The 21849-nt window shown below is 69.7% G+C and carries 20 protein-coding genes; 7 read left to right on the top strand and 13 right to left on the bottom strand.

Going from position 1 to position 21849, the window contains the following annotated elements:
* Positions 1-23 precede the first annotated feature (23 nt).
* Complete coding sequence (locus tag AB4070_RS13990) at positions 24-929, top strand: carbohydrate kinase family protein (RefSeq protein WP_441980644.1); 906 nt, start codon at positions 24-26, stop codon at positions 927-929.
* A gap of 3 nt (positions 930-932) precedes the next feature.
* Here AB4070_RS13990 and AB4070_RS13985 read toward each other — a convergent pair whose 3' ends face one another.
* The 8 genes from AB4070_RS13985 to AB4070_RS13950 all read right to left on the bottom strand — a co-directional run bounded on the left by AB4070_RS13985 (position 933) and on the right by AB4070_RS13950 (position 8652).
* A complete protein-coding gene (locus AB4070_RS13985; protein ID WP_441980643.1) occupies positions 933-1676 on the bottom strand; it encodes an alpha/beta hydrolase in 744 nt (247 codons plus the stop codon).
* A 95-nt stretch (positions 1677-1771) separates the two neighbouring features.
* Entirely contained in the window at positions 1772-3064 is a 1293-nt protein-coding gene (locus AB4070_RS13980; RefSeq protein ID WP_441980642.1) for a flavin-containing monooxygenase, read from the bottom strand.
* A gap of 100 nt (positions 3065-3164) precedes the next feature.
* A complete protein-coding gene (locus AB4070_RS13975) occupies positions 3165-4322 on the bottom strand; it encodes a mannitol-1-phosphate 5-dehydrogenase (protein ID WP_441980641.1) in 1158 nt (385 codons plus the stop codon).
* Positions 4319-4753 (bottom strand): PTS sugar transporter subunit IIA, encoded by a 435-nt coding sequence (locus AB4070_RS13970; RefSeq protein ID WP_046748951.1) that lies wholly within the window; start codon positions 4751-4753, stop codon positions 4319-4321. The genes AB4070_RS13975 and AB4070_RS13970 overlap by 4 nt, the downstream gene beginning before the upstream one ends.
* Positions 4750-6381 carry a PTS mannitol transporter subunit IICB gene (locus AB4070_RS13965; protein ID WP_441980640.1) on the bottom strand — a complete coding sequence of 544 codons (1632 nt, stop codon included), beginning with the start codon at positions 6379-6381 and terminating at the stop codon, positions 4750-4752. Before AB4070_RS13965 ends, AB4070_RS13970 begins: the two co-directional genes overlap by 4 nt.
* The gene (ptsP, locus tag AB4070_RS13960) at positions 6378-8063 is read right to left on the bottom strand and encodes a phosphoenolpyruvate--protein phosphotransferase (RefSeq protein ID WP_441980639.1); all 1686 of its coding nucleotides are present in this window, start codon (positions 8061-8063) and stop codon (positions 6378-6380) included. Before ptsP ends, AB4070_RS13965 begins: the two co-directional genes overlap by 4 nt.
* Positions 8060-8341 (bottom strand): HPr family phosphocarrier protein, encoded by a 282-nt coding sequence (locus tag AB4070_RS13955; protein ID WP_046748954.1) that lies wholly within the window; start codon positions 8339-8341, stop codon positions 8060-8062. The genes ptsP and AB4070_RS13955 overlap by 4 nt, the downstream gene beginning before the upstream one ends.
* The gene (locus tag AB4070_RS13950; RefSeq protein ID WP_113681213.1) at positions 8338-8652 is read right to left on the bottom strand and encodes a PTS sugar transporter subunit IIB; all 315 of its coding nucleotides are present in this window, start codon (positions 8650-8652) and stop codon (positions 8338-8340) included. Before AB4070_RS13950 ends, AB4070_RS13955 begins: the two co-directional genes overlap by 4 nt.
* A 168-nt stretch (positions 8653-8820) precedes the next feature.
* On the opposite strand from AB4070_RS13950, the gene AB4070_RS13945 reads away from it, so the two are divergent.
* The gene (locus tag AB4070_RS13945) at positions 8821-10743 is read left to right on the top strand and encodes a BglG family transcription antiterminator (RefSeq protein ID WP_441980638.1); all 1923 of its coding nucleotides are present in this window, start codon (positions 8821-8823) and stop codon (positions 10741-10743) included.
* 10 nt (positions 10744-10753) lie between these two features.
* Here the strand turns inward: AB4070_RS13945 and AB4070_RS13940 are convergent, their stop codons facing one another.
* Genes AB4070_RS13940 through AB4070_RS13930 form a run of 3 tightly spaced genes read right to left on the bottom strand, consistent with a single transcriptional unit; the run spans position 10754 to position 13535 of the window.
* Positions 10754-11017, bottom strand: a complete 264-nt coding sequence (locus tag AB4070_RS13940) for an HPr family phosphocarrier protein (protein WP_378875997.1) — start codon at positions 11015-11017, stop codon at positions 10754-10756.
* Between the two features lie 2 nt (positions 11018-11019).
* Positions 11020-12705, bottom strand: coding sequence for a phospho-sugar mutase (locus tag AB4070_RS13935; RefSeq protein ID WP_441980637.1), 1686 nt, complete (start codon positions 12703-12705; stop codon positions 11020-11022).
* Positions 12702-13535, bottom strand: coding sequence for a purine-nucleoside phosphorylase (locus tag AB4070_RS13930; RefSeq protein WP_441980636.1), 834 nt, complete (start codon positions 13533-13535; stop codon positions 12702-12704). The genes AB4070_RS13935 and AB4070_RS13930 overlap by 4 nt, the downstream gene beginning before the upstream one ends.
* A 48-nt stretch (positions 13536-13583) precedes the next feature.
* Between AB4070_RS13930 and AB4070_RS13925 the strand changes: the two genes are divergently transcribed.
* Positions 13584-15032, top strand: coding sequence for an NAD(P)H-quinone dehydrogenase (locus AB4070_RS13925; RefSeq protein WP_441980635.1), 1449 nt, complete (start codon positions 13584-13586; stop codon positions 15030-15032).
* Positions 15033-15096: 64 nt separating this feature from the next.
* On the opposite strand, the gene AB4070_RS13920 is transcribed toward AB4070_RS13925, so the two are convergent.
* Both AB4070_RS13920 and AB4070_RS13915 read right to left on the bottom strand, forming a co-directional pair.
* Positions 15097-16863: an acetyl/propionyl/methylcrotonyl-CoA carboxylase subunit alpha gene (locus AB4070_RS13920; protein WP_441980634.1), complete on the bottom strand. Its 1767-nt coding sequence runs from the start codon at positions 16861-16863 to the stop codon at positions 15097-15099.
* Between the two features lie 78 nt (positions 16864-16941).
* Positions 16942-17580, bottom strand: coding sequence for a Maf family protein (locus AB4070_RS13915; protein WP_441980888.1), 639 nt, complete (start codon positions 17578-17580; stop codon positions 16942-16944).
* Between the two features lie 23 nt (positions 17581-17603).
* On the opposite strand from AB4070_RS13915, the gene AB4070_RS13910 reads away from it, so the two are divergent.
* From AB4070_RS13910 to AB4070_RS13895, 4 genes are read left to right on the top strand one after another with little or no spacing between them, the layout of a single operon-like run.
* Positions 17604-18851, top strand: coding sequence for a class I SAM-dependent RNA methyltransferase (locus tag AB4070_RS13910; protein WP_441980633.1), 1248 nt, complete (start codon positions 17604-17606; stop codon positions 18849-18851).
* A gap of 41 nt (positions 18852-18892) precedes the next feature.
* Positions 18893-19552: a response regulator transcription factor gene (locus tag AB4070_RS13905; protein WP_282847893.1), complete on the top strand. Its 660-nt coding sequence runs from the start codon at positions 18893-18895 to the stop codon at positions 19550-19552.
* Entirely contained in the window at positions 19542-20777 is a 1236-nt protein-coding gene (locus AB4070_RS13900; RefSeq protein ID WP_441980632.1) for an ATP-binding protein, read from the top strand. The genes AB4070_RS13905 and AB4070_RS13900 overlap by 11 nt, the downstream gene beginning before the upstream one ends.
* The gene (locus AB4070_RS13895; protein WP_441980631.1) at positions 20774-21766 is read left to right on the top strand and encodes a hypothetical protein; all 993 of its coding nucleotides are present in this window, start codon (positions 20774-20776) and stop codon (positions 21764-21766) included. The genes AB4070_RS13900 and AB4070_RS13895 overlap by 4 nt, the downstream gene beginning before the upstream one ends.
* Positions 21767-21849: the final 83 nt, after the last annotated feature.

The raw sequence follows: 21849 nt of genomic DNA, 5'->3' as shown, positions 1-21849 counted from the left end.
GGAGCACGCGGCAGGATGGTGCCATGCCCTCCTCGTCAGAGTCCGCCTCCGTCGTCATCGTCGGGCCGGCGTCATGGAACACGATCGTCGTGCTCGACCGGCTGCCGGAGCCGGTGCCGCACATGCAGGTCGCCGAGAGTGCCTGGGAGACGGTCGGAGGCACCAGCGCGGGCAAGGCGCTCAGTCTGACCGCGCTGGGCAGGTCCGTCCGGCTCCATGCCACCGCCGGGGTGGACGGGGAGGGAGCACGCGTCCGTGAGGCCCTGCGTGCTGCCGGAGTGCAGGTGGACTGGCACGATGGCGTCACCGAGCGGCATCTCAATCTGATGACGCGCGCGGGCGAGCGGGTCTCGCTCTACCTGGCCACGCCGGGAAGGACGACGGGTGAACACGACCAGCGCGTGCACGGGGAGATGGCGGCGGCCGACGCCGTCGTGCTCGACCTCGCGGCCGAACCCCTGCGTCTGCTGCCCCTGGCCCGATCGACCGGAACGCCGATCTGGGTCGACGTGCACGACTACGACGGGTCGGCGGACTACCATCGGCCTTTCCTGGACGCCGCCGACGCGGTGTTCTGCAACGCCGACAGACTCGACGATCCGATCGGGTTCCTCCGATCACGCATCGCGGAGGGAACGCGGCTGGCCGTCTGCACCCTGGGGGCGGACGGTGCCGTGGCGGTCGACGAAGACGGCACGCTCCACCGGGTTCCTGCGGAATCCGTCGATGTCGTCGACACGAACGGGGCGGGAGATGCCTTCCTGGCGGGAGTGCTCGATGCACGGCTCGACGGAGCCGACGTCCCCACCGCCCTCCGGGCGGGAGCGCGGTCAGCGGCATCGGCGCTGCGAACGCGGCACCTGCACCCGTTGCTCGACCCCGTGCTCGACCCCGTGCCCGGGCCTGGACGCGACCGTGTGGGGGAGTGAGGTTCAGGGCGCGAGCGGGGCGAGGAAGTCTCCGGCGAGGCGTGTGACCTCGGCCTGCATGTCGTCGGTGGAGATGGTCGGGGTGCCGTCGCCGTCCTGAGGGCCGTAGTCGCCGAAGGAGGCGTGAGACGCGCCCTCGATCTCGACCAGGTCGGCATCGCCGGGCAGCTCGTGCCGTGCATCGGCGATCTTCTGAGGCGTGGACAGCCCGTCCTCGCTTCCGGAGAGACTCAGCACTGGCAGGTCGCTCCCGGAGAGGTCGTTCGCGCAGTAGGACGCGAACAGCACCAGCGCGTCGGCATCGGACGCGAGCTGACAGGCACGCACGCCGCCCAGCGAGTGGCCACCGACGCTCCACACGTCGACTCCGGGTGCCGCGGAGGTGAACGCGTCGAGACCGCGCGGGTCGAAGAACGCCAGATTGAGCCACGGGCGCGTGATCACGACGGTGATCCCGTCCTCAGCCAGTCCTTGCAGGATGGCCGCGTATGCCCACGGGTCCACCTTGGCTCCGGGGATGAACACGAGGCCGAGGTCCGAGCCTCCGTCCGCGGGAGCGAGCACGATGCCCTGGTCGGCGTCGGTCACCGTGATCGCCGGGTTCTCGCGCACGGCCGCGAGGGGCTCCGGCTCCGCGGCCATGACGCCGATCTGACTCCAGGCGAGCACACCGGCGACGGCGAGCACGAGCACGATGGCGATGCTCCACAGCACGCGCTTCAGGATCCGGCGGGACTTCTTCTTCACGGGACAACGCTACTCCGCGCGGTGACCCTGGTGATCCCACGTCGGCGGTCTCGCGATGTCGGTCTCGCGAGGCGGCGCGGTGGCGGCGGCTGCGCTCAGGCCGGCGCCTCGAGTGCGTCCTTCTCCCGTCGCACGGCCGCGCGGTAGGCGTCCTTGTTGACGTAGTAGGCCATCCGGTCGAGACCCAGGTAGTGGTAACCGCCGGTCACGTCCGGCCACGGCGTCTCGGTCACGCGTCGGCGGAAGCGCGCGGCGCGCGTCGGGTCCTCCTCGGCGGCGCTCAGATAGGCGGCCAGCAGCTCCGCCTGCTCGTAGCGGCCCTGCCAGCCGATGCCGGAGGCTTCGATCATGCCCATCACGTAGAGACCGTTGAACGACGACGGGAACACGTTCAGGAACAGTCGCGGCGAAGCGCCTCGCCAGTGCAGGTGCTCCCTGTCGACGAACGGATAGTCGAGGGTGTACCCGGTGGCCAGCAGCACGAGGTCGTAGTCGTCGGCGCCGCCGTCGCGGAAGTGCACGGTCGGCCCGTCGAACCGGTCGACGTCGGCGCGGATCCGCAGATCGCCCTGCCCGAGGTGGTTCAGGACCAGGGTGTTCACGATCGGGTGCGATTCGTAGATGCGGTAGTCGGGCTTCGGGAACCCGAAGCGCGCGGGGTCGCCCGTGAAGGCGCGCAGCACGCGGCTGTCGAGCGCCTGCTTGATCCTGGCGGGCAGCGGACGGCCCTGGTTAAGGGTGTCGCTGGGCCTTCCGAACAGGTAGCGCGGCACGAAGTAGTAGCCGCGCCGCACGCTCATGTCGACGGACACCGCATGATGCACGGCGTCCACCGCGATGTCGCAACCGGAGTTGCCCGCGCCGATCAGCAGCACCCGTCTGGACTTCAGTTGCTCCGGCGACTTGTAGGCGCTCGTGTGCAGCAGCTCGCCCGTGAACTCGCCGGAGAAGGTGGGGACATTCGGCCGGACGAGCGTTCCGTTCGCGAGCACGACACCCGCGTACCACCGGGTCTCGACGCCATCGGGGCCGGCGCTCGTGAGATCCCATCCGCCATCGCGCGGTTCGAGCCGGGTCACGCGCGTGTCGAACCGGAACAGGGAGGTGAGGTCGAAATGGGCGGCGTAGTCCTCGAAGTACTCCTTGAGAACGCGGTGGCCCGGGTAGTCGGCCGAGGAGCGCATCGGGAACTCGGTGAACTCCGTCGTGGTCCGCGAGGAGATGAGGTGCGCCGACTCGTACATCGTGCTGCGGGGATTGTCGATGTCCCACAGGCCGCCGACGCCGTGCGAGGCCTCATAGCCGTCCACGCCGATCCCGCGCTTCTGCAGCGCTCGTGCGGCGGCGAGGCCCGATGGGCCCGCTCCGATCACGGCATATCCGTTCATGTGGCTCCCGCACCTCGCTGTCCTCCCGCACGCCGTCGTGTCGAGAAACGCCCCCGCCCACCGATGGTATCGGCAGACGGGGGCGTCTCTGAGCGAGGCGTCAGACAGCTCCCAGACGCTGTTGCCGGGCGGCGACGGCGTCCCGGATCAGCGGGAACAGCGGGTGCTCCGGGTCGAGACCTGTCGTGCTGGTGGTGAACGCGGCGGGGTCCTCTGTGCGGAGCAGCTGCTGCAGCTCGACGGACTGCTCGTCGGCGGGGTCGTCGAACTCGAGTGCTGCCGACACGGCGGCGACGAGGGCCTCGGCGGGGAGACCCCGTTCCGCGGCCATGGCCGCGGGGCCCACGAAGCGCTCATGCCGTGAGATCTTCCGCAGCGGCTGACGTCCGACCCGCTGCACGGTGTCGACGAGCGCGGGGTTGCGGAAGCGTTCGAGGATCGTCGCACGGTAGTCGGCGAGGTCTGCCGGGTCGAGTCCGTGCTCGGCGACCAGGACGGCCGATGTCTCCTCGAGCGCCGCCGAGACGCTCGCGGCGATGTCCGAGTCGGCGAGGGCGTCCGAGATGCGCTCGATACCCGCACGCGCCCCGAAGTACGCGGTCGCCGCATGGCCGGTGTTCACCGTGAACAGCTTGCGCTCGATGTACGGCGCCAGGTCGTCGACGAAGTGCGCGCCGGGGATGCTCGGCAGCGCGCCATCGAAGGGGCTTGATTCGATGGCCCACTCGAAGTAGGGCTCGACCGTCACGTCGACACCCGATCCCTCCGGCTGCGCCGGGACGATGCGGTCCACGGCCGTGTTGGCGAAGACCGCGCGCGCGAGCAGGGCCTCGGCATCCGCGCCGGCCGCGGCGACGATCTCCCGCCGCAGCAGATCCGTGGCCCCGATCGCGTTCTCGCACGCCATCACCTGCAGTGGCGCGGAGTCCGGACTGCGCAGGGCGAGTCCGGCGACGATCGACGGCGCCACGAACCGCAGCACCGTCGGGCCCACGGCGGTCGTGACGACATCCGCGGTGGCGACCTCCTCGGCCACCACGGCCGGATGCGTCCTGCTGTTGACCGCGCGGAACCCGGTCACGACGTGATCGGTCCCTCCGGGGCCGGCCTCGTGCACCGTGTACGAGTCGACCTCGTTGATCGCGTCGACGAGCGCATCGGCGACGTCCGAGAAGACCACCTCGTACCCGCCGTCGCTCAGCAGCAGACCGACGAACCCGCGCCCGATGTTGCCCGCCCCGAAGTGGACCGCCTTCATCCTTCGTTCACCTCCGAGAGGAGGGCGTAGAGCTCCTCGGCGGTCTGTGCCGCCGACAGTCTGGCGACATCGTCCTCCTCGGAGAACAGGATCGCGATGCGGGAGAGGATCTCCAGGTGCTCGTCCCCGACGCCGGCGATGCCGATCACGAAGGTCGCGGGCTCGCCGGACCAGTCGACACCTCCGTCGTAGCGGACGACCGACAGCGCGGAGGCGAGGATCGTGTCCTTCGCCTCGTTCGTGCCGTGCGGGATGGCCAGGCCGTTGCCCATGAACGTCGACACCGTCTCCTCACGCTGCCGCATCGCGTCGACGTAGGCCGGGGTGACCGCACCGGCGGCGACGAGGATGTCCGTCGCCTCCTGCAGAGCCTCGTCTCGTGTCGCACCACCGGGGTGGATGCGGACCTGATCCTGGGTGAGGACGCTCATTCTGTTTCCTTTCGCTGCTCGCGCACCATCTCGACGACTTCTTCGTAGCGGGGCGAGTTCATGAAGTTGTCCACGGAGACGTGGACGGAGTTCGGCGACTTCGCCTCGGCGCGCTCGGTGAGCTGCTGCTGAGTGATGACGACGTCGGCCGTTCCGTCGAGGTTCGCGATCGCCTGGTTGGTGACCGTGATGTCCTCGATGCCGGCCTTCTTGAGCTTGTTGCGCAGCACGCTCGCGCCCATGGCGGACGAACCCATCCCGGCATCGCAGGCGAACACGATCCGCTCGATCGGTGCGGAGATCACGGTAGCGCTCGTGGCGGCCGTGGCCTCCGGAGCCGCGGATGCCGTCGACGTGCGCAGCGCGTCCATCGCGGCGGACGACTTGCCCTTGTTGGCCTCGGTCTGGGCGATCGCGGCGCCGAAGGTGTCACCCTCGGCCTCGAGGTCGCGCTTGCGGGAGGCTCGCAGGATCACGCCGGTGATGAGGAAGGTCACGGTCGCTGCGACGATGACCGAGAGGTAGACGACCAGGAGGTTGCCGACTCCCGGGCCGATGGCCGCAGCCGTCACGGCGATGATGCTTCCCGGTGCTGCGGGGAAGGCGAGGCCTCCGCCGAGGACCATGTTCGTGGTGACCCCGGCCGCACCGCCGGCGATGAGGGCGAGGATCGTGGTCGGCTTGCTCAGGGCGTAGGGGAAGTAGATCTCGTGGATGCCACCGAAGAACTGGATGATCGCCGCGCCGGGAGCGGATGCCTTCGCCGCACCGACCCCGAAGAAGGTGAAGGCGAGGAGCAGACCGAGGCCGGGCCCGGGGTTCGCCTCGATGAGGAACAGGATCGACTTGCCGGTCTCGGTCGCCTGCTCGATGCCGAGCGGGGTGAACACGCCGTGGTTGATGGCGTTGTTCAGGAACAGCACCTTCGCGGGCTCGACGATGATCGAAACGAGCGGGAGCAGCTGCAGCGAGACCAGCCAGTCGACAGCAGTACCGAGCGCGGCGCTGATGCCGAGCATGACCGGTCCGAAGGCGAAGAAGCCGAAGATCGCGAGCAGCATGCCGAGGATACCGGCGGAGAAGTTGTTGACCAGCATCTCGAAGCCGGGCTTGATCTTGCCGTCCCACAGCCGGTCTGCCTGCTTCATCACCCAGGCGGCGAGGGGGCCCATGATCATGGCACCGAGGAACATCGGGATGTTCGTGCCGACGATCACACCGACGGTGGCGATCGAGGCGACGACGCCTCCGCGCTCGCCGTAGACCATGCGGCCGGCGGTGTTCGCGATCAGCAGCGGGAGCAGGTACGTCACCATCGGGCCGACCAGTCCGACGTAGGCGAGGATGTTGCCGTCCGCGCCTTCGGCCACGGCGGTCATCGCGCCCTGCCAGCCGATGATGACGGAGTCGCCGCCACCGCCGAGGATCTCGGACACGCCTGCCCAGTGCCAGCCGAACGGGCTCTCCGCGCCGAAGAACCCCTTCGGGATGAACAGCATCGTGATGAAGCCCCAGGCGATGAAGGCGGCGATGTTGGGCATGATCATGCCCGAGAGGAATGTGCCGAAGCGCTGCACTCCTACGCGCAGGCCGCCGGGTCTGGTGGCGGCAGGTGACGTCGTCGTCATGATGTCGTCTCTTTCTTGTGGAGGGGGAGTTCCGCGGCGAGGGCTGCCACGGCGTTTCGGGCGGAGGAGGCATCGTCGGCGGCCAGGGCGGCCTGGGCGAGGCTCCGCGCCTCGGACGGGGTGCGCTCGGACAGCGCATGACGGACATCGGCCAGGGCGGAAGGCGCCATCGACAGGCTCGTCGCGCCGAGACCGACCAGCACCACGGCGAGCAGCGGATCGGCGGCGGCCTCGCCGCAGATCCCGACGGGTTTGCCGAGTCGGGCACCCGCATCGCCGACCTCGCGGACGAGGCGGAGGACGGCAGGGTGCCAGGGGTCCTGGAACCCGGCGACCGAGCCGAGCATCCGGTCGGCGGCCATGGTGTACTGCGTGAGGTCGTTGGTGCCGATCGAGGCGAAGTCGGCGTGCGCGAGCACGCGATCGGCGAGCAGAGCACTCGCCGGGATCTCCACCATCACCCCCGCGGTCTTCAGTCCGTACTCGCGTGCGAGTCCCGTGAAGTAGATGGTCTCCTCGACCGTTGCGACCATGGGAGCCATCACCCAGAGGTCGGCTTCGGTCACGGCGGCGGCCTCGGCGAGTGCGGTGAGCTGCTCCCGCAGGATGTCCTCGCTGGCGCGCAGCGCCCTCAGGCCCCTGAGGCCGAGCGCCGGGTTCTCCTCGTGCGCATCGTTGAGGAAGGCCAGCGGCTTGTCGGCGCCGGCATCGAGCATCCGGACCACGACCTTCTTGCCGGGGAACGCCGCCAGCAGCTCGCGATACGATTCGCGCTGCTGCGCGATCGTCGGCGCCTGGGCCGAGGAGAGGAACAGGAACTCGGTGCGGAACAGCCCGACGCCCTCGGCCCCCCGAACGACCGCATCGGCCGCATCTGCAGGCTTCCCCAGATTCGCGAGCAGCGCGACAGGCGTGCCGTCGGCGAGAGCGCCGGGAGTCGGTGGGGCGGAGTCGGCCGATTGGCGAGCAGCGGCACGTTCGGTGGCCCTGGCTCTCTCGTCGTCGGTCGGCTCGCGCGTGACGACGCCGCTGGCGGCATCGACGATCACGGTCTCGCCGGTGGTGAGCATCTCGCCGTCGGCGACTCCCACGATCGCGACGATGCCCTTCTCCCTGGCGAGGATCGCCGTGTGGGAGGTCGGGCCGCCGTCGGTGGTGATCAGCGCCAGGACCTGGTCGAGGTCGAGGAGTGCGGTGTCCGCCGGCGCGAGGTCGCGGGCGACCAGCACGAAGGGATGCCCCGGGTTCGGGACACCGGGGGCGTCGACGCCGCGAAGACGCGCGAGCACCCGCTGCGCGATGTCGTCGAGGTCTGCAGCGCGCTCGCCGAGGTAGCCGCCGACCGCCTCGAGCGTGGCGCGGAACCCGGCGAAGGCGTCGTGCACGGCCCACTCGGCCGTCGCTCCCGCATCGATCCGCGTGTCGACCTCGTCCTGGAGCGTCGGGTCCTCGGCGATCATGGCCTGCGCCTCGAGGACCTCCTGTGCGGACCCCCCGGCTGCCTCGCCGCGCTCGTTCAGCTCCTTCGCGACGACCGAGACCGCGTCGCGGACCCTGGCTCGTTCGGCGTCAGCGCCCGCGGTGCTCGGCGTGTTCTCCGGGGCGGGCATCGCCTCGGCCATGCGGACGATCGGCCCCTGGGCGACCCCGAGACCGATCCCTACCCCGCGCAGCTCGCTCATCCGGCGGCGTCCTGGTCATGGTCGGTGGTGAGGAGCTCGGTGAGGGTGTCGAGCACGTTCTCGGCGCCGTCGCCGTCCGCCGTGAGCGTCACGTAGTCGCCGTGCTCGATCGCGAGGGCGATGACCCCGAGGATGCTCGCCGCGTTGACGGGCTTTCCGGAATCCTTGGCGATCGTCACGGCGATGCCGGAGTCCTTCGCCGCCTGCGCGAACAGCTTGGCTGGACGGGCGTGGAGTCCATGGGAGGAGCCGATCCGGACGGTGCGGGTGGCGGTCATGATGTTCCTTTCGGGGTTTCGCCGGCGGCGAGGAGCGAACGGGCGAGGACGAGCGTGCGCGAGCCGTCGAGATCGGAGAAGACGTCGTCCGGGAGGATGGCGACCGGCGCATTCGAGCTCTCGCGGATGGCGTCGAGGCGGTCGGCCAGATGCGGGCCGACCAGGATCAGGTCGTGGTCGGAATCAGACGCGGCGCCCTCCGTCCCGGCGGACGCGTCCCAGGCCAGACCGGCCGTCTCCGCGGCACGGCGGAGCCGCTGCGCGACGAACGTGCTCGATGCTCCCGCACCGCACACCACGAGGATCCTCATCGATGCCCACCTACTTCCTGAGAACAGTCTGGGAACGAGGGAGGGGTGCGCGCCAACACGATCCTTTCCGCCCCCGCGGAACGGCGCCTTCCGCCCCGAGGCGCCGGCCACCTGACATCATGGAGAGCACGTCGAGACGGTGCAGTCAGCACGCGGGAGGGGAGGATCATGTCGCGCCAGCGTCAGGACCAGCTTCTCGCGACGCTGCTGCGTCAGGAGGGCTGGGCGACGGCCGCGAGCCTCGCCGACCTCATGGGTGTCACCCCGCGCAGCATCCGTTCCTACGTCGCGGCGCTGAACGCCCGCACGCCCGGAGCCGCTGTGATCGAGTCGGGTCCCGCAGGCTATCGCGCCGGATCCGGTGCGCGGGGTGCGATGCGCATGCGTCAGGGCGGGGAATCAGCCCCTCGCGATCGCCTGCACACCCTGGTGCGACTCCTGCTCGATGAGCCGGCGGGCATCGATGTCTTCGACACCGCGGAGGAGCTGCACGTCAGCGAGGCGACGCTCGAAGCGGATCTGGTGCGCGTGCGCGGCCTGCTCGACGGTACCGACCTGACGCTCGAGCGCGAGCGCGAGAACGTGCGTCTGCGGGGCAACGAGACAGCGCAACGCCGTCTGCTCAGCAGGCTCGCCCACGACGAGATGGACGATGCCTCGTTCCACCCCGAGACGTTCAGACGCGCGCTCTCCGGATCGGCGGTGGACGCCGGCGCGGTCGGACCCTTCAAATCGGCCCTGGTGCGCGAGCTGGGTGAGCTCGGCTACTACGTGAACGAGCTCGCGATCTCCGACGTGCTGCTGCACATCGCGATCGCGGCGGAGCGGGTCGCCGCCGGACACACCCTCGAGTCTGCGCCGGCGGGCACTCGCGAGGAGATCCCGCGCGTGGGGACGGTCATCGCCCGCCTGGCCTTCGAGCACTTCTCGGTGGTCCTCGGCGACGGTGACAGCGGCCACCTCGCCTCCCTCGTGCTGACGCGCATCGTCGCGCCGGGGGAGGCGACGACACGCGAAGTCGCCCGCAGCGGTGTCGACGCGACGGTCGAGGCCGCCGTCCGTGCGGAGATCGCGCGTGCGGCCGAGGACTTCCAGGTCGACCTCGTCGACGAGACCTTCGTCCTGCGTCTCGCCCTGCACGTGCAGAATCTGCTGCGGCGGGCGGAGGAGAGCGCCCTCACGCGGAACCCGCTCACCCGGTCGTTGAAAGCGACGTACCCGATGATCTTCGAGGTGGCCGTGTCGATCGCGAGCGGCCTGCACGACCGCGTGGGAACGCCGATCCACGACGACGAGATCGCCTACATCGCCATGCACGTGGGCGGCCGTCTCGAACGCAGCCGCAAGGCGGAATCCATCCTCACCGCCACGATCGTCTGCCCCGGGTATCACGAGCTGCACGAACTGCTCCGTTCCAGCGTCGACCGTTCCCTCGGCACGGCCATCGAGGTCACCACCGTGGTCACCAACGTCGATCCGGACTGGTCGTCGTTCGATACCGATCTGGTGCTCAGCACCATCGAACCAGGATCCTCCGGCGACCGCTTCGTACGCATCCAGCCGTTCCTGACCGATGCCGACGTCGACCGCATCCAGCAGGCGGCGGCGCGGGTGCGGCGGGGGCGGCGTCTCACCCGTCTCCGCGGTGAGCTCGCCCGCTACTTCCTCGCGGACGCCTACGTGTTCCCCCTGCCGGATGAGGGGGAGGAGGCGATCATCCGGCAGCTGGGTGGTCTCCTGGTGCAGGCGGGCCTGATCGGCGAGGACTACATCGAGAACACCATCGTGCGCGAGCGGATGTCGTCGACCGCCTTCACGGATGCGCTCGCCGTACCGCACGCGCTCCAGATGACCGCCACGCGCACGGCCATCGCCATCGGCGTCGCCGACGGCTCAGCAGCTTGGGGTGGAGGGCGCGTGCAGGTCGTCGCCCTCGCGGCGTTCAGCGAGAGTGACCGTGCGGCCTTCCAGACCGTGTTCGAGCAGCTGGTCGAAGTGTTCAGCGAGCGCGAGAGCGTGCAGCGGATCGTCCGGAAGGGGACGACTTTCGAGGCGTTCCTCGACGAGCTCGTCGCCGTGATCGACGGGTGAAGGACCGCGGTCAGCCGCGGGGCGCGAGAACCTCCGCGAGCTGATCGAGGACGGCCTCGGACGTCGGAGACGGGGCGGTCTCGATCTCGACCGGATCTCCTGTCGCGATCCCGAGATCCATCACGGCCAGCACGCTGCTCAGGTCGACGGTCGTGCCGTCGGCCGTGCGGAGGGTGACCGGTGATCCGTGCGACTGTGCGAGTCGCACGAGCTCGGCCACCGGACGCGCGTGCACGCCGTTGTGCGCGCTGACGATGAGACGTCGGATCGGCATGCTCAGGAGCGTTCGTCGAGCAGGGTGCGCACCCCGGCTTCGAGTTCGGCGACGGCCTCTCGAGCGCGCTCGGCGGAGTCCGCCTTCGCGTCGATGTAGACCTTCAGCTTCGGCTCGGTGCCGCTGGGACGCACGATCACGCGGGATCCGTCCGTCAGCCGGTAGCGGAGCACGTCACCAGACGGCTGCCCCTGGTCCGCCTGCAGCAGATCCTCGGCCGAGGCGATCGACCGACCGGCGATGTGCGTCGGGGGAAGCGTGCGCAGGGCGAGCATCACGGTACCGATGATCGAGAGGTCTTCGACGCGCACCGACACCTGACCGCTGGCGAAGTGCCCGTAGGTCTCGCCGAGTTCGTCCAGCAGGTCGCTGAGCGTCGCTCCACGATCGCGCGCCTCGGCCGCGAGGCCGAGGACCGCGACGGCGGCCGATACGCCGTCCTTGTCGCGCACGGTCTCCGGGTTCACGAGGTAACCGAGAGCCTCCTCGAAACCGAAGACGATGCCTGGGGCGCGTGAGATCCATTTGAAGCCCGTGAGCGTCTCGTGGAAGTCGAGTCCGTGGTGGGTCGCGACGGCGCCGAGACCGGGGGAGGAGACGAGCGAGCAGGCGAGTGATGCCCCTGGCGTGCCCGCCGCAGCACGTGCCGCCCTCGCGCCGAGCAGGAGTCCGACCTCGTTGCCGGTGAGGCGACGCCACCCGTCCGCTGCCGAGTCGTCGGGGATCGCGACGGCCAGGCGGTCCGCATCCGGGTCGTTGGCGAGGATGAAGTCCGCCTTGACGCGCCGGGCCCTCGCGAAGGCGAGATCCATGGCACCGGGCTCCTCCGGGTTCGGGAAGGACACGGTGCGGAAGGTGGCGTCGGGCGTGAGCTGCTCGTCGACGACGAACGGCTGCGGGTATCCGGCGTCCTTCACGATGCGGGACAGCGTCTCCCAGCCCACGCCGTGCATCGCCGTGTACACCCAGCGCATCCCGGTGGTGCCGGCGGGGGCGGGGGCGACGGCGGCGGTCGCTGCGATGTAGGCCTCGACGACGTCCTCTCCTGCGACCTCGTACTCCGTGGAGCGCGGCAGTGCCGTCACAGGTCCGGCGTCCGCCATGCGCTGGATGTGCGCGGCGATCTCCGCGTCGGCCGGAGCGACGATCTGCGACCCCTGATCCGCGCCGCCGAGGTACACCTTGTACCCGTTGTCGTTCGGCGGGTTGTGGCTCGCGGTCACCATCACGCCGGCGTCGGCTCCCAGGTGGCGCACGGCGAACGCGAGGACGGGCGTCGGGAGCAGACGGGGGAGCAGGACCGCGCGCAGTCCGGCTCCGGCGAACAGCTCGGCGGAGTCGGTCGCGAACACGCGGGAGTTGCGACGTCCGTCGTAGCCGATCACGACCGTCGGCGTCTGGCCGTTCGACGTCTGGCCGTTCGACTTCTCGCGCAGGTAGGCGGCGAATCCCGCTGCAGCCTGTGCAACCAGCACCCGGTTCATCCGGTTGCTCCCGGCGCCGAGCTCCCCGCGCAGGCCGGCCGTGCCGAAGGCGAGACGCGTGTGGAAACGGTCGTCGAGGTCGGCGATAGCGTCCGCGTCCGCGGCGGCAGCTCGGGTGATCACGCCCGCCAGCTCGTCGCGGGTCTCGTGGTCGGGGTCCTGGCGCAACCAGGCGCGGGCCTGCGCGAGGCGCTCCTCGTTCACAGGGCCTCGACCACCCTGGCCAGGAGCGCGGAGATCACGGGCTCCGCCTCTCGTCCTGCTTCGATCACCTCGGCGTGGCTGAGCGGGGTCTGCTGGATTCCCGCGGCGAGGTTGGTGATCAGCGAGAATCCGAGGATCTCCATGCCGGCCTCGCGCGCGGCGATCGCCTCGAGCGCGGTCGACATCCCGACGATGTGGCCGCCGATGTGCTTTGCCATCTGCACCTCTGCCGGGGTCTCGTAGTGAGGGCCGCGGAACTGCGTGTAGACGCCCTCGTCGAGTGCGGGGTCGATCGAGCGGGCGATGTCCCGAAGACGCTTCGAGTAGAGGTCGGTGAGGTCGACGAACGTGGCGCCCTCGAGCGGCGAGTCGGCCGTGAGGTTGATGTGATCGCTGATCAGCACGGGCTGACCAGGGGTCCAGGTCTCGCGGATGCCGCCGGCCCCGTTGGTCAGCACCATGATCTTGGCGCCCGTCGCGGCAGCGGTGCGGACGCTGTGTACGACGCGGCGCACGCCGTGGGCCTCGTAGTAGTGGGTGCGCGCGCCGATGACGAGGACGTTCTTGCCGCCGGGGGTGCGGATGCTGCGCAGCGTGCCGACGTGCCCTTCGAGCGCGGGCTTCGAGAAGCCGGTGACCTCGGTCGCGGGAATCGTGGCGACGGTCTCGCCGATGATGTCGGCTGCCTTGCCCCAGCCGCTGCCGAGGGTGAGGGCGATGTCGTGGTTCTCGACGCCGGTCAGACGGGCGATGTCGGCTGCGGCCTGCGCGGCCACCTCGAACGGGTTCGCGGTCGGGTCGTCGAGGGGGTTGCTGTGCGTTTCGGGCATGGATCCACTCTAGGAAGGTGCAGGCTCGGGTGCCAGGATTGCGCGAGAATGGATTCCATGTCTTCCACCACTTTCGAGCGCACTCAGCGCGTCGCCGTGCTCGGCGGCGGTCCCGGCGGCTATGAGGCGGCCCTCGCGGCAGCCCAGTTGGGTGCCGAGGTCACTCTGGTCGAACGGGTGGGAGTCGGCGGATCAGCCGTGCTCACCGACGTCGTGCCTTCGAAGAGCCTGATCGCCACCGCCGATGCGGCCGTCGCCATCTCCGAGGCCAGCGACCTCGGAGTGAACTTCTATGCCAAGGGCGACCACTCCCGCCCCCTCAAGCCCGAGATCGCGATCAACCTCGCCGCCGTGAACAAGCGCCTCCTCGCGCTCGCGGGACAGCAGTCCGAGGACATGCGCGCGACGCTCCTCGAGGCCGGCGTGCGCATCCTGTCCGGCCACGGACGCCTCGAGGGGCCCACGGCGATCGTCGTCTCGACGGGCCAGGGCGGCACCGACTTCGACCGGGTCGAGGCCGACACCATCGTCGTGGCCGTCGGCGCCTCGCCGCGCGAGCTGGACTCCGCCAAGCCCGACGGCAAGCGCATCCTGACGTGGACGCAGCTGTACGACATGAAGGCGCTCCCCGAGCACCTCATCGTGGTCGGATCCGGTGTCACCGGAGCGGAGTTCGCCTCCGCGTACATGAACCTGGGCGCCAAGGTGACCCTGATCTCCAGCCGCGAGCAGGTGCTCCCCGGTGAGGACAAGGACGCGGCCGCCGTGCTGGAGAAGGTCTTCAAGCGCGGGGGAATGCAGGTGCTCTCCAAGTCGCGCGCCGACAAGGTGGAGGTCACGGACGACGGTGTCACCGTCACGCTGTCCGATGGGCGCACGGTCGAGGGCAGCCACTGCCTCATGGCCGTCGGCTCCATCCCGAACACCGCAGGCATCGGTCTGGAGGAGGCCGGCGTCGAGCTCGACGAGTCCGGGCATGTCCGGGTGAACAAGGTGGCGCGTACCTCGGTCCCCAACGTCTACGCCGTCGGCGACTGCACGAACTTCTTCCCGTTGGCCTCCGTCGCGTCGATGCAGGGGCGCACCGCGGTGTTCCACGCCCTCGGCGACATCGTGATCCCGTTGGAGCTCATCAAGATCACCTCCAACATCTTCACCGCGCCCGAGATCGCCACGGTCGGCTACGGCGTCAAGGACGTCGAGGACGGCGTCGCGGACGGCATGGTCTACAAGCTGCCTCTCGCGGCGAACCCGCGCGCGAAGATGATGGGTATCAAGGACGGCTTCGTGAAGCTCATCGCGCGGAAGGGCTCTGGCACGGTGATCGGCGGTGTGATCGTCGCTCCGAAGGCCTCGGAGCTGATCTACCCGATCGCGGTCGCCGTCGAGCGTCGCCTCACGGTCGATCAGGTCTCGCGGGTCTTCGCCGCGTACCCCTCGCTGTCGAGCAGCATCACCGACGCGAGCAGGGCGATGCATCTCGTGAACATCTCCTGACCCCTGCAGGCACAGCAAAGGCGCCCCACCTCGGTGGGGCGCCTTTCGCGTATCAGCGGGAGGGTCAGCTGATGGTGAGCAGCTGGTGTCCCGCGGAGACCGTAGCGCCGGCATCGGCGTTGATGTTGCCGACGACGCCGTCCTTGTGCGCCTGCAGCGGCTGCTCCATCTTCATGGCCTCGAGCACGACGACCAGATCGCCCTTGACGACCTGCTGTCCGTCGGCGACCGCGATCTTGACGACCGTGGCCTGCATGGGGGACTTGACGGCATCCCCCGAGGCCCCGGCGTTGGCCGTGGTGGCGTGACTGCGGCGCGACGGCGGAACCGCGGCGGGGCGCCCGGCGGTGCCTGCGGCGACGGCGACGCGGTCCGGCAGGCTCACCTCGAGGCGCTTGCCGGAGACCTCGACGACGACCGTGTGCCGGGCCTCGGAAGCAGTCGGCGCCTCGAGCTCTCCGTCCCATGCCGGGATGTCGTTGACGAACTCGGTCTCGATCCAGCGGGTGAAGATGCCGAAATCGCCGTTCTCCGCCGTGAACGCAGGATCGCGCACGACCTTGCGGTGGAACGGGATGACGGTGGGAAGGCCGGCCACCTCGAACTCGTCGAGGGCGCGGCGCGAGCGCTCGAGGGCCTCTGCCCTGTCCTTGCCGGTCACGATGATCTTGGCCAGCAGCGAGTCGAAGGCGCCGGAGACCGAGTCGCCCGCAGTGACACCGGAATCCAGACGGATGCCGGGGCCTCCGAAGGTCTTGAAGACGTGGATCGGGCCCGGCTGGGGCAGGAATCCGCGACCGGGGTCCTCGCCGTTGATGCGGAACTCGATCGAGTGGCCCTGCGGCTTCGGGTCGTCGTAGTCGATGGTGCCGCCGGCCGCGATACGGAACTGCTCTCGCACCAGGTCGATGCCGGTGACCTCTTCGGAGACCGGGTGCTCGACCTGCAGACGCGTGTTCACCTCGAGGAAGGAGACCGTCCCGTCGGCTCCGATGAGGAACTCGCAGGTGCCGGCGCCGACGTAGCCGACCTCCTTGAGGATGGCCTTGGACGCGGCGTAGAGGAGGTCGTTCTGCTTCTGCGTGAGGAACGGAGCCGGCGCCTCCTCGACGAGCTTCTGATGGCGGCGCTGCAGCGAGCAGTCGCGTGTCGAGATCACGACGACGTTGCCTTCGGCATCGGCCAGGCACTGGGTCTCGACGTGACGCGGCTTGTCGAGGTACTTCTCGACGAAGCACTCGCCGCGGCCGAAGGCGGCGACGGCCTCGCGCGTGGCGGACTCGAAGAGCTCGGCCACCTCGTCCAGCTCACGCGCGACCTTGAGGCCGCGTCCGCCTCCGCCGTATGCCGCCTTGATGGCGATCGGCAGGCCGAACTCCTTCGCGAAGGCGATGACCTCGTCTGCGCCTTCGACGGGTCCCGGCGTGCCGGGGGCGAGGGGTGCGCCGACCTTCTCGGCCACGTGACGCGCGGTCACCTTGTCGCCGAGGGCTTCGATGGCTTCGGGGGAGGGGCCGATCCAGGTCATGCCGGCTTCGATGATGGCGCGGGCGAACTCGGCGTTCTCGGCGAGGAAGCCATAGCCGGGGTGCACGGCGTCGGCGCCGGCACGGCGGGCGATCGAGAGGATCTTCTCGATCTGGAGGTAGGTCTCGGCGCTCGTCGAGCCGCCGAGCGCGTAGGCCTCGTCGGCGAGGCGGCTGTGCAGGGCATCACGATCCTGGTCGGCGTACACGGCGACGGAGGCGATCCCGGAGTCTCGGGCGGCGCGGATGATGCGGACGGCGATCTCGCCGCGGTTGGCGATGAGCACCTTGGCGATAGCAGGCATGCTTGCCAGCCTAGCGAGAACGACCGCGATCCCTTTGACGACTCCCCACAAGAAAGTCGGGAAAACGTGGATGGGAGTCTACGACCAGAGGTCGGTCCAGCGAACGCCGAGCTCGGCGGCGAGGCGGCGGACGGTGGACAGGGACATGCCGACGACCGTGGAAGGGTCGCCCTCCACGCGGGTGATGAAGGCTCCTCCCAGGCTGTCGACGGTGAAGGCTCCCGCCACGAGCAGCGGTTCCCCGGAGGCGACGTACGCGGCGATCTCGGCGTCGCTCACGTCGGCGGCGAACGTCACAGCGGCTTCGGCGACGGCGGTGGCTTCCGTGGGCTCGGCGCCGGGGGCGACCCGGAAGACGGAGTGGCCGGAGTGCAGGATGCCTGTGGCTCCGCGCATCTCCCGCCAGCGCCTGGTCGCCTCCTCCGGAGTGTACGGCTTGCCGTAGACGCGCCCGTCGAGCGCGAACATCGAGTCGCCGCCGATGACCAGGCCGTCGAACCCGCCGTCCTCGACGAGGCTTCGTGCCACGGCGGAAGCCTTCGCGCGGGCGAGCAGCAGCACCAGCTCCTCGGGGGCGAGCGGCTCACCCCGTTCCGCCTCCGCAACGGCGGCGACGGCGTCCTCGTCGACGTCCGGCGACACCGTGAGCGGCTCGATGCCCGCCTGGCGCAGCAGCATGAGTCGGGCGGGAGAGGTCGAGGCGAGGCAGACGCGCATGTCCACCACCGTATCCTCGAAGGATGACTTCCTCCCCAGCCGACGTGCTCGAACTCGACATCACCGGCATCGCTCACGGGGGCACGTTCATCGCGCGGCACGAGGGACGCGTGGTGTTCGTGTCCGACGCGATCCCCGGTGAGCGCGTCCGTGCCCGACTGATCGCTCCGCAGGAAGGGGCCGACGCCGACACCCGCAGTTTCTGGCGGGCCGAGACGATCGAGGTGTTGGAAGCGTCGGAGCACCGCCGTCCCCACATCTGGGCGGAGGCCGACGTGTCGCGCGATCCCGCGGATCGTCCAGGAGGAGCTGATCTCGGGCACATCGATCTCGATCACCAGCGTGAGCTCAAGCGGCGCGTGCTGACCGAGGCCCTCGACCGCTTCGCAGGGAAGGGTCTCGTCGCGCCCGAGATCGAGGCCGTGGAGTCCGGAGACGGTCGAGGATGGCGCACACGGGTGACGCTGCACGTCGACGACGCGGGAGTGGTCGGGCCGTATGCCTCACGCAGTCACCGCGTCGTGCCGGTGACGTCGTACCCGCTGGCGCGGCCGGCGATCGCCGAGGCGGCGCTCGCGCTGCAGGGGGAGGCTCCCGGTCGCATCGAACTCGTGGAGCCCGCCGACGGCACCGTGCGCGTGATCCGTCGTGAGGAGACCGAGCGGGCTCCGCGCGTGCAGAGAGGCTTCCGCAAGCGCCCGGCGCCCGAGGTGATCCAGGAGATGGTCAACGACCGCCGCTTCGACGTCGATTCCACGGGCTTCTGGCAGGTGCATCCGCGCGCAGCCTCGGTGCTCGACGCCGCGGTCTACGGCATCCTCGACGGTCACGTCGACGATCAGAAGACCCACTTCGACCTGTACGGCGGGGTCGGGCTGTTCGCGGCGACCCTGGCCGACCTCGGGGGCACGGACATCGTGACGGTCGAGTCGAGCGCACGTGCCACTCAGCATGCGGCGGCGAACCTCGCCCCTCTCGAGGTGGATGCGGTGACTGCCCGAGTCGATCGCTTCCTCGCCACGCGCAAGGGTGGCGGTCGGGCCGGGGCCGTCGTGCTCGATCCGCCGCGCGCCGGAGCGGGTCGTCAGGTGGTCGAGGCGATCCACGGGCTCGCCCCCGACGCCATCGCCTACGTCGCCTGCGACCCGGTGGCGCTCGCACGCGATCTCGGCACGTTCCGCACGCTCGGGTGGAACGTCGACCGTCTTCGCGGCTTCGATCTGTTCCCGCACTCGCACCACTTCGAGGTCGTGGCACTGCTCACGCGATGAGTGATCCACGGCCTTTCGAGGGGACTCAGTAGGCTGAGGGGATGAGCACGGTCGCACTCATCGACGATCACGAGTCCGTTCGCCTCGGTCTCGAGGCCGCGTGCGCGCGGGATTCGCAGACCGTGGTCTTCTCGGGAAGCACTGTGGTGTCGTACATCGACTGGCGGAAGGCGACGGGGGCCGCACCGGCCGATGTCGTCGTGCTCGACCTCACGCTGGGCGACGGCACGACTGTTACCGAGAACGTGACCGCCCTCGTGAACGACGGCGCCAGCGTCGTGATCCACAGCGTGGCGGATCGTCCTGCAGCCGTGCGGGAAGCGCTCTCCGCCGGTGCGGCGGGAGTGGTGAGCAAGTCGTCAGCACTCGACGACGTGCTGGACGCGATCCGCACGGTCGCACAGGGCGAGGCCCTCAACAACGTGGAGTGGGCGAGTGCTGTCGACGGAGACCGCGCGTTCGCCGACGCGCAGCTCGCCACCCGCGAACGGGAGGTCCTCCGCCTGTACGCGACCGGTCTGCCGTTGAAGGCCGTGGCCGAGAAGCTGGGCGTCGCGTACTCGACCGCCAAGGAGAACATCACACGCATCCGCGTGAAGTACGTCGAGGTCGGGCGCCCGGCGCCCACGAAGGTCGACCTGCTCCGGCGAGCGATGGAAGACGGGATCGTCACAGCCGACGAGGCACTCGGTGGCCGCTGAGCCGCTGAGCATCCGCGACGCCTGGAGCAAGATTCCGTCTCCGGGCAGCACGGAGACAGCATACGAGCGTTTCACCGGCAAGCGCATGGAGCGGATCCTCGCCATCGTGGTCGCGATCGGCTCGGCTGTGCTCGGCGCACAGGCGCTGGTCTCCGCGATGGCATCCTTGTCGAATGCGGACCCCGTGCATGTCGTCGCACTATGTGTGGTGTTCGTGCCCCTGCTCGCGATGCTGGTGGCGTGCCTGATCGGACGAGGGGTACGCACCTTCTCCGGCATCTTCGCCGTGGTGTACGTGCTGGTGCTCGCCGCGTGGCCGACGATCGTCGACCCCTCCGACAAGGGGGCCGGAGAGCAGCCGTGGATCTTCTTCCTCGTCAACGTCGGTGTCGTCGCGGCCATGCTCGCCTTCCCCCTGGCGCTGCAGTTCGTCTGGGCGGCGGGGGTGCCGTTCGTCTACGGCTATGTCCGGCTCGTCCAGGGGGAGTTCTCGCGTGACTTCTGGGTGACGACCGCCTTCGACGTCTCGTTCACCCTCATCCTCGGCGTGGTGATCGTCTCGCTCGGCTGGATGTTCCGTTCGGTCGCTGCCGGCGTGGATGAGGCCAGGGGACAGGCGGTCGCGTCGTACTCCACTGCTGCGGCAGCGGCGGCGGCCGAGGAGGAGAGGGCTGCGATGTCCGCCCTGATGCACGACAGCGTGCTGGCCGCTCTGATCGCCGCGGAGCGTGCCGAGGGCGATCGCGCCAGGGAACTGGCCGTGGCGATGGCGCGAGAGGCTCTCACGCGCCTCGCGAACACCGAGGCCGCCGTCGCGCAGGAGGGGAGCGACGAGCCGGTCGGAACGGTGCAGATCGTGGTCGAGCTGCGTCGGGCGCTGTCCGAGCTCGGCGCCGACGCGATCGTGGAGGAGCGCGGAGGCATCGGACTCATTCCCGGACGTGCTGCCCGCGCGCTCGTGCTCGCGGCACGACAGGCGATCGGCAACGCGGTCTCCCACGCCGGCGGGCGCGGACTCCACATCATCGTCGAAGGGCACGGGGACGAGGGCATCGGCGTGACCATCTCCGACACCGGACCCGGATTCGACGTCGAGTCGATCGGCGCCGACCGACTCGGGATCCGCGCGTCGATCTTCGCGCGCATGGCAGGGGTGGCCGGCACCGCCGACATCCTCTCCGACGGGCACGGGACCACTGTCGTCCTGGGATGGGAGCGCTCGTGAACCGCACCGTGCGCAGTGTCGCGACCTCCCTCGCCGTCGGCTTCGCGCTGTACTTCGTCGCCAGGGGGATCTGGTGGATCGAGCAGCCGACCGCTCCGCTGGTGATGGTCCTCGCGATCGGGTTGTACCTCGTGGTCGTGAACGTCGCGATCCTCGGACACGGCGCTGTCGTCAGGATGCCGATGTGGTCGGCGATCCTGGCGCTGGTGGCGAGTGCGCTGATCCCCGTCCTCGTCACCTCGTCGCTCGACCCGGCGGATCGGACGGCTCCCTTCGCCACGTGGTACATCGGCGCGCTCGGACTGCTCGGCGTCGTCTGCGTCGTCCGGAGGCGCGCTCTGATCGGCGTGCTCGTTCTCGCGGTGCTCGTCGTCACCGCGTCGGCCTATCTGGGATTCGTCGTCGCCCTCAACCTCGGACTCGTCGGCTCCATCATGTGGGTGGTGGTCGCTGGGCTCCTGGTGATGTTCTGGGACCGCGCCGTGCGTGACACGGAGCGCCTCGCCGAGATCCAGCAGGCTGTGTCCGCGTGGCATGCGACGCAGCGGGTGCGTCAGCGGGAGCGGCGCCTGCGCACGCAGTTCGCGCTGGCCGTCGCCGGTCCCGTCCTCAGCAGGGTGGTGGCCGCGCGGGGCGCGCTGGACGAGCAGGAGCGGATGGACGCCCGCCTCGCTGAGGGCAGGCTGCGGGATGAGTTGCGCGGAGCCGATCTGCTCAACGACGCCGTGCGCAACGCGATCGAGGCGGCACGACGCCGGGGCGTGGTGGTCACGGTCTTCGATGAGGGCGGTTTCGACGGGATCGATGAGACGCGGCGGGAACTGATCAGAGACGAGCTGGCCGTCGTGCTCGGTCGCGCACAGACCGCTCGTCTGATCATCCGCTCGGCGCGCGATCCCCGTGTCGCCGTCACGGTGGTCGGCCGCGCCGGCTCCCGGGCGTCCGGCGACGATGATGCCGTCGACCTCTGGCACGAGATTCCGCGCTGACAGGCGGGCGCGGGGGACGAACGCGTGCGTCCTCGGCTCCGGCCTGGGGAGATGACCGGAGTCGAGGATGGTGAGAGTGGGAG

The organism is Microbacterium sp. 2RAF4 (assembly GCF_052115285.1).
GTDB classification, from domain to species: domain Bacteria; phylum Actinomycetota; class Actinomycetes; order Actinomycetales; family Microbacteriaceae; genus Microbacterium; species Microbacterium oxydans.
Note: the sequence above shows the minus strand (reverse complement) of the source record. Positions and strands in the feature narration are given on the sequence as shown.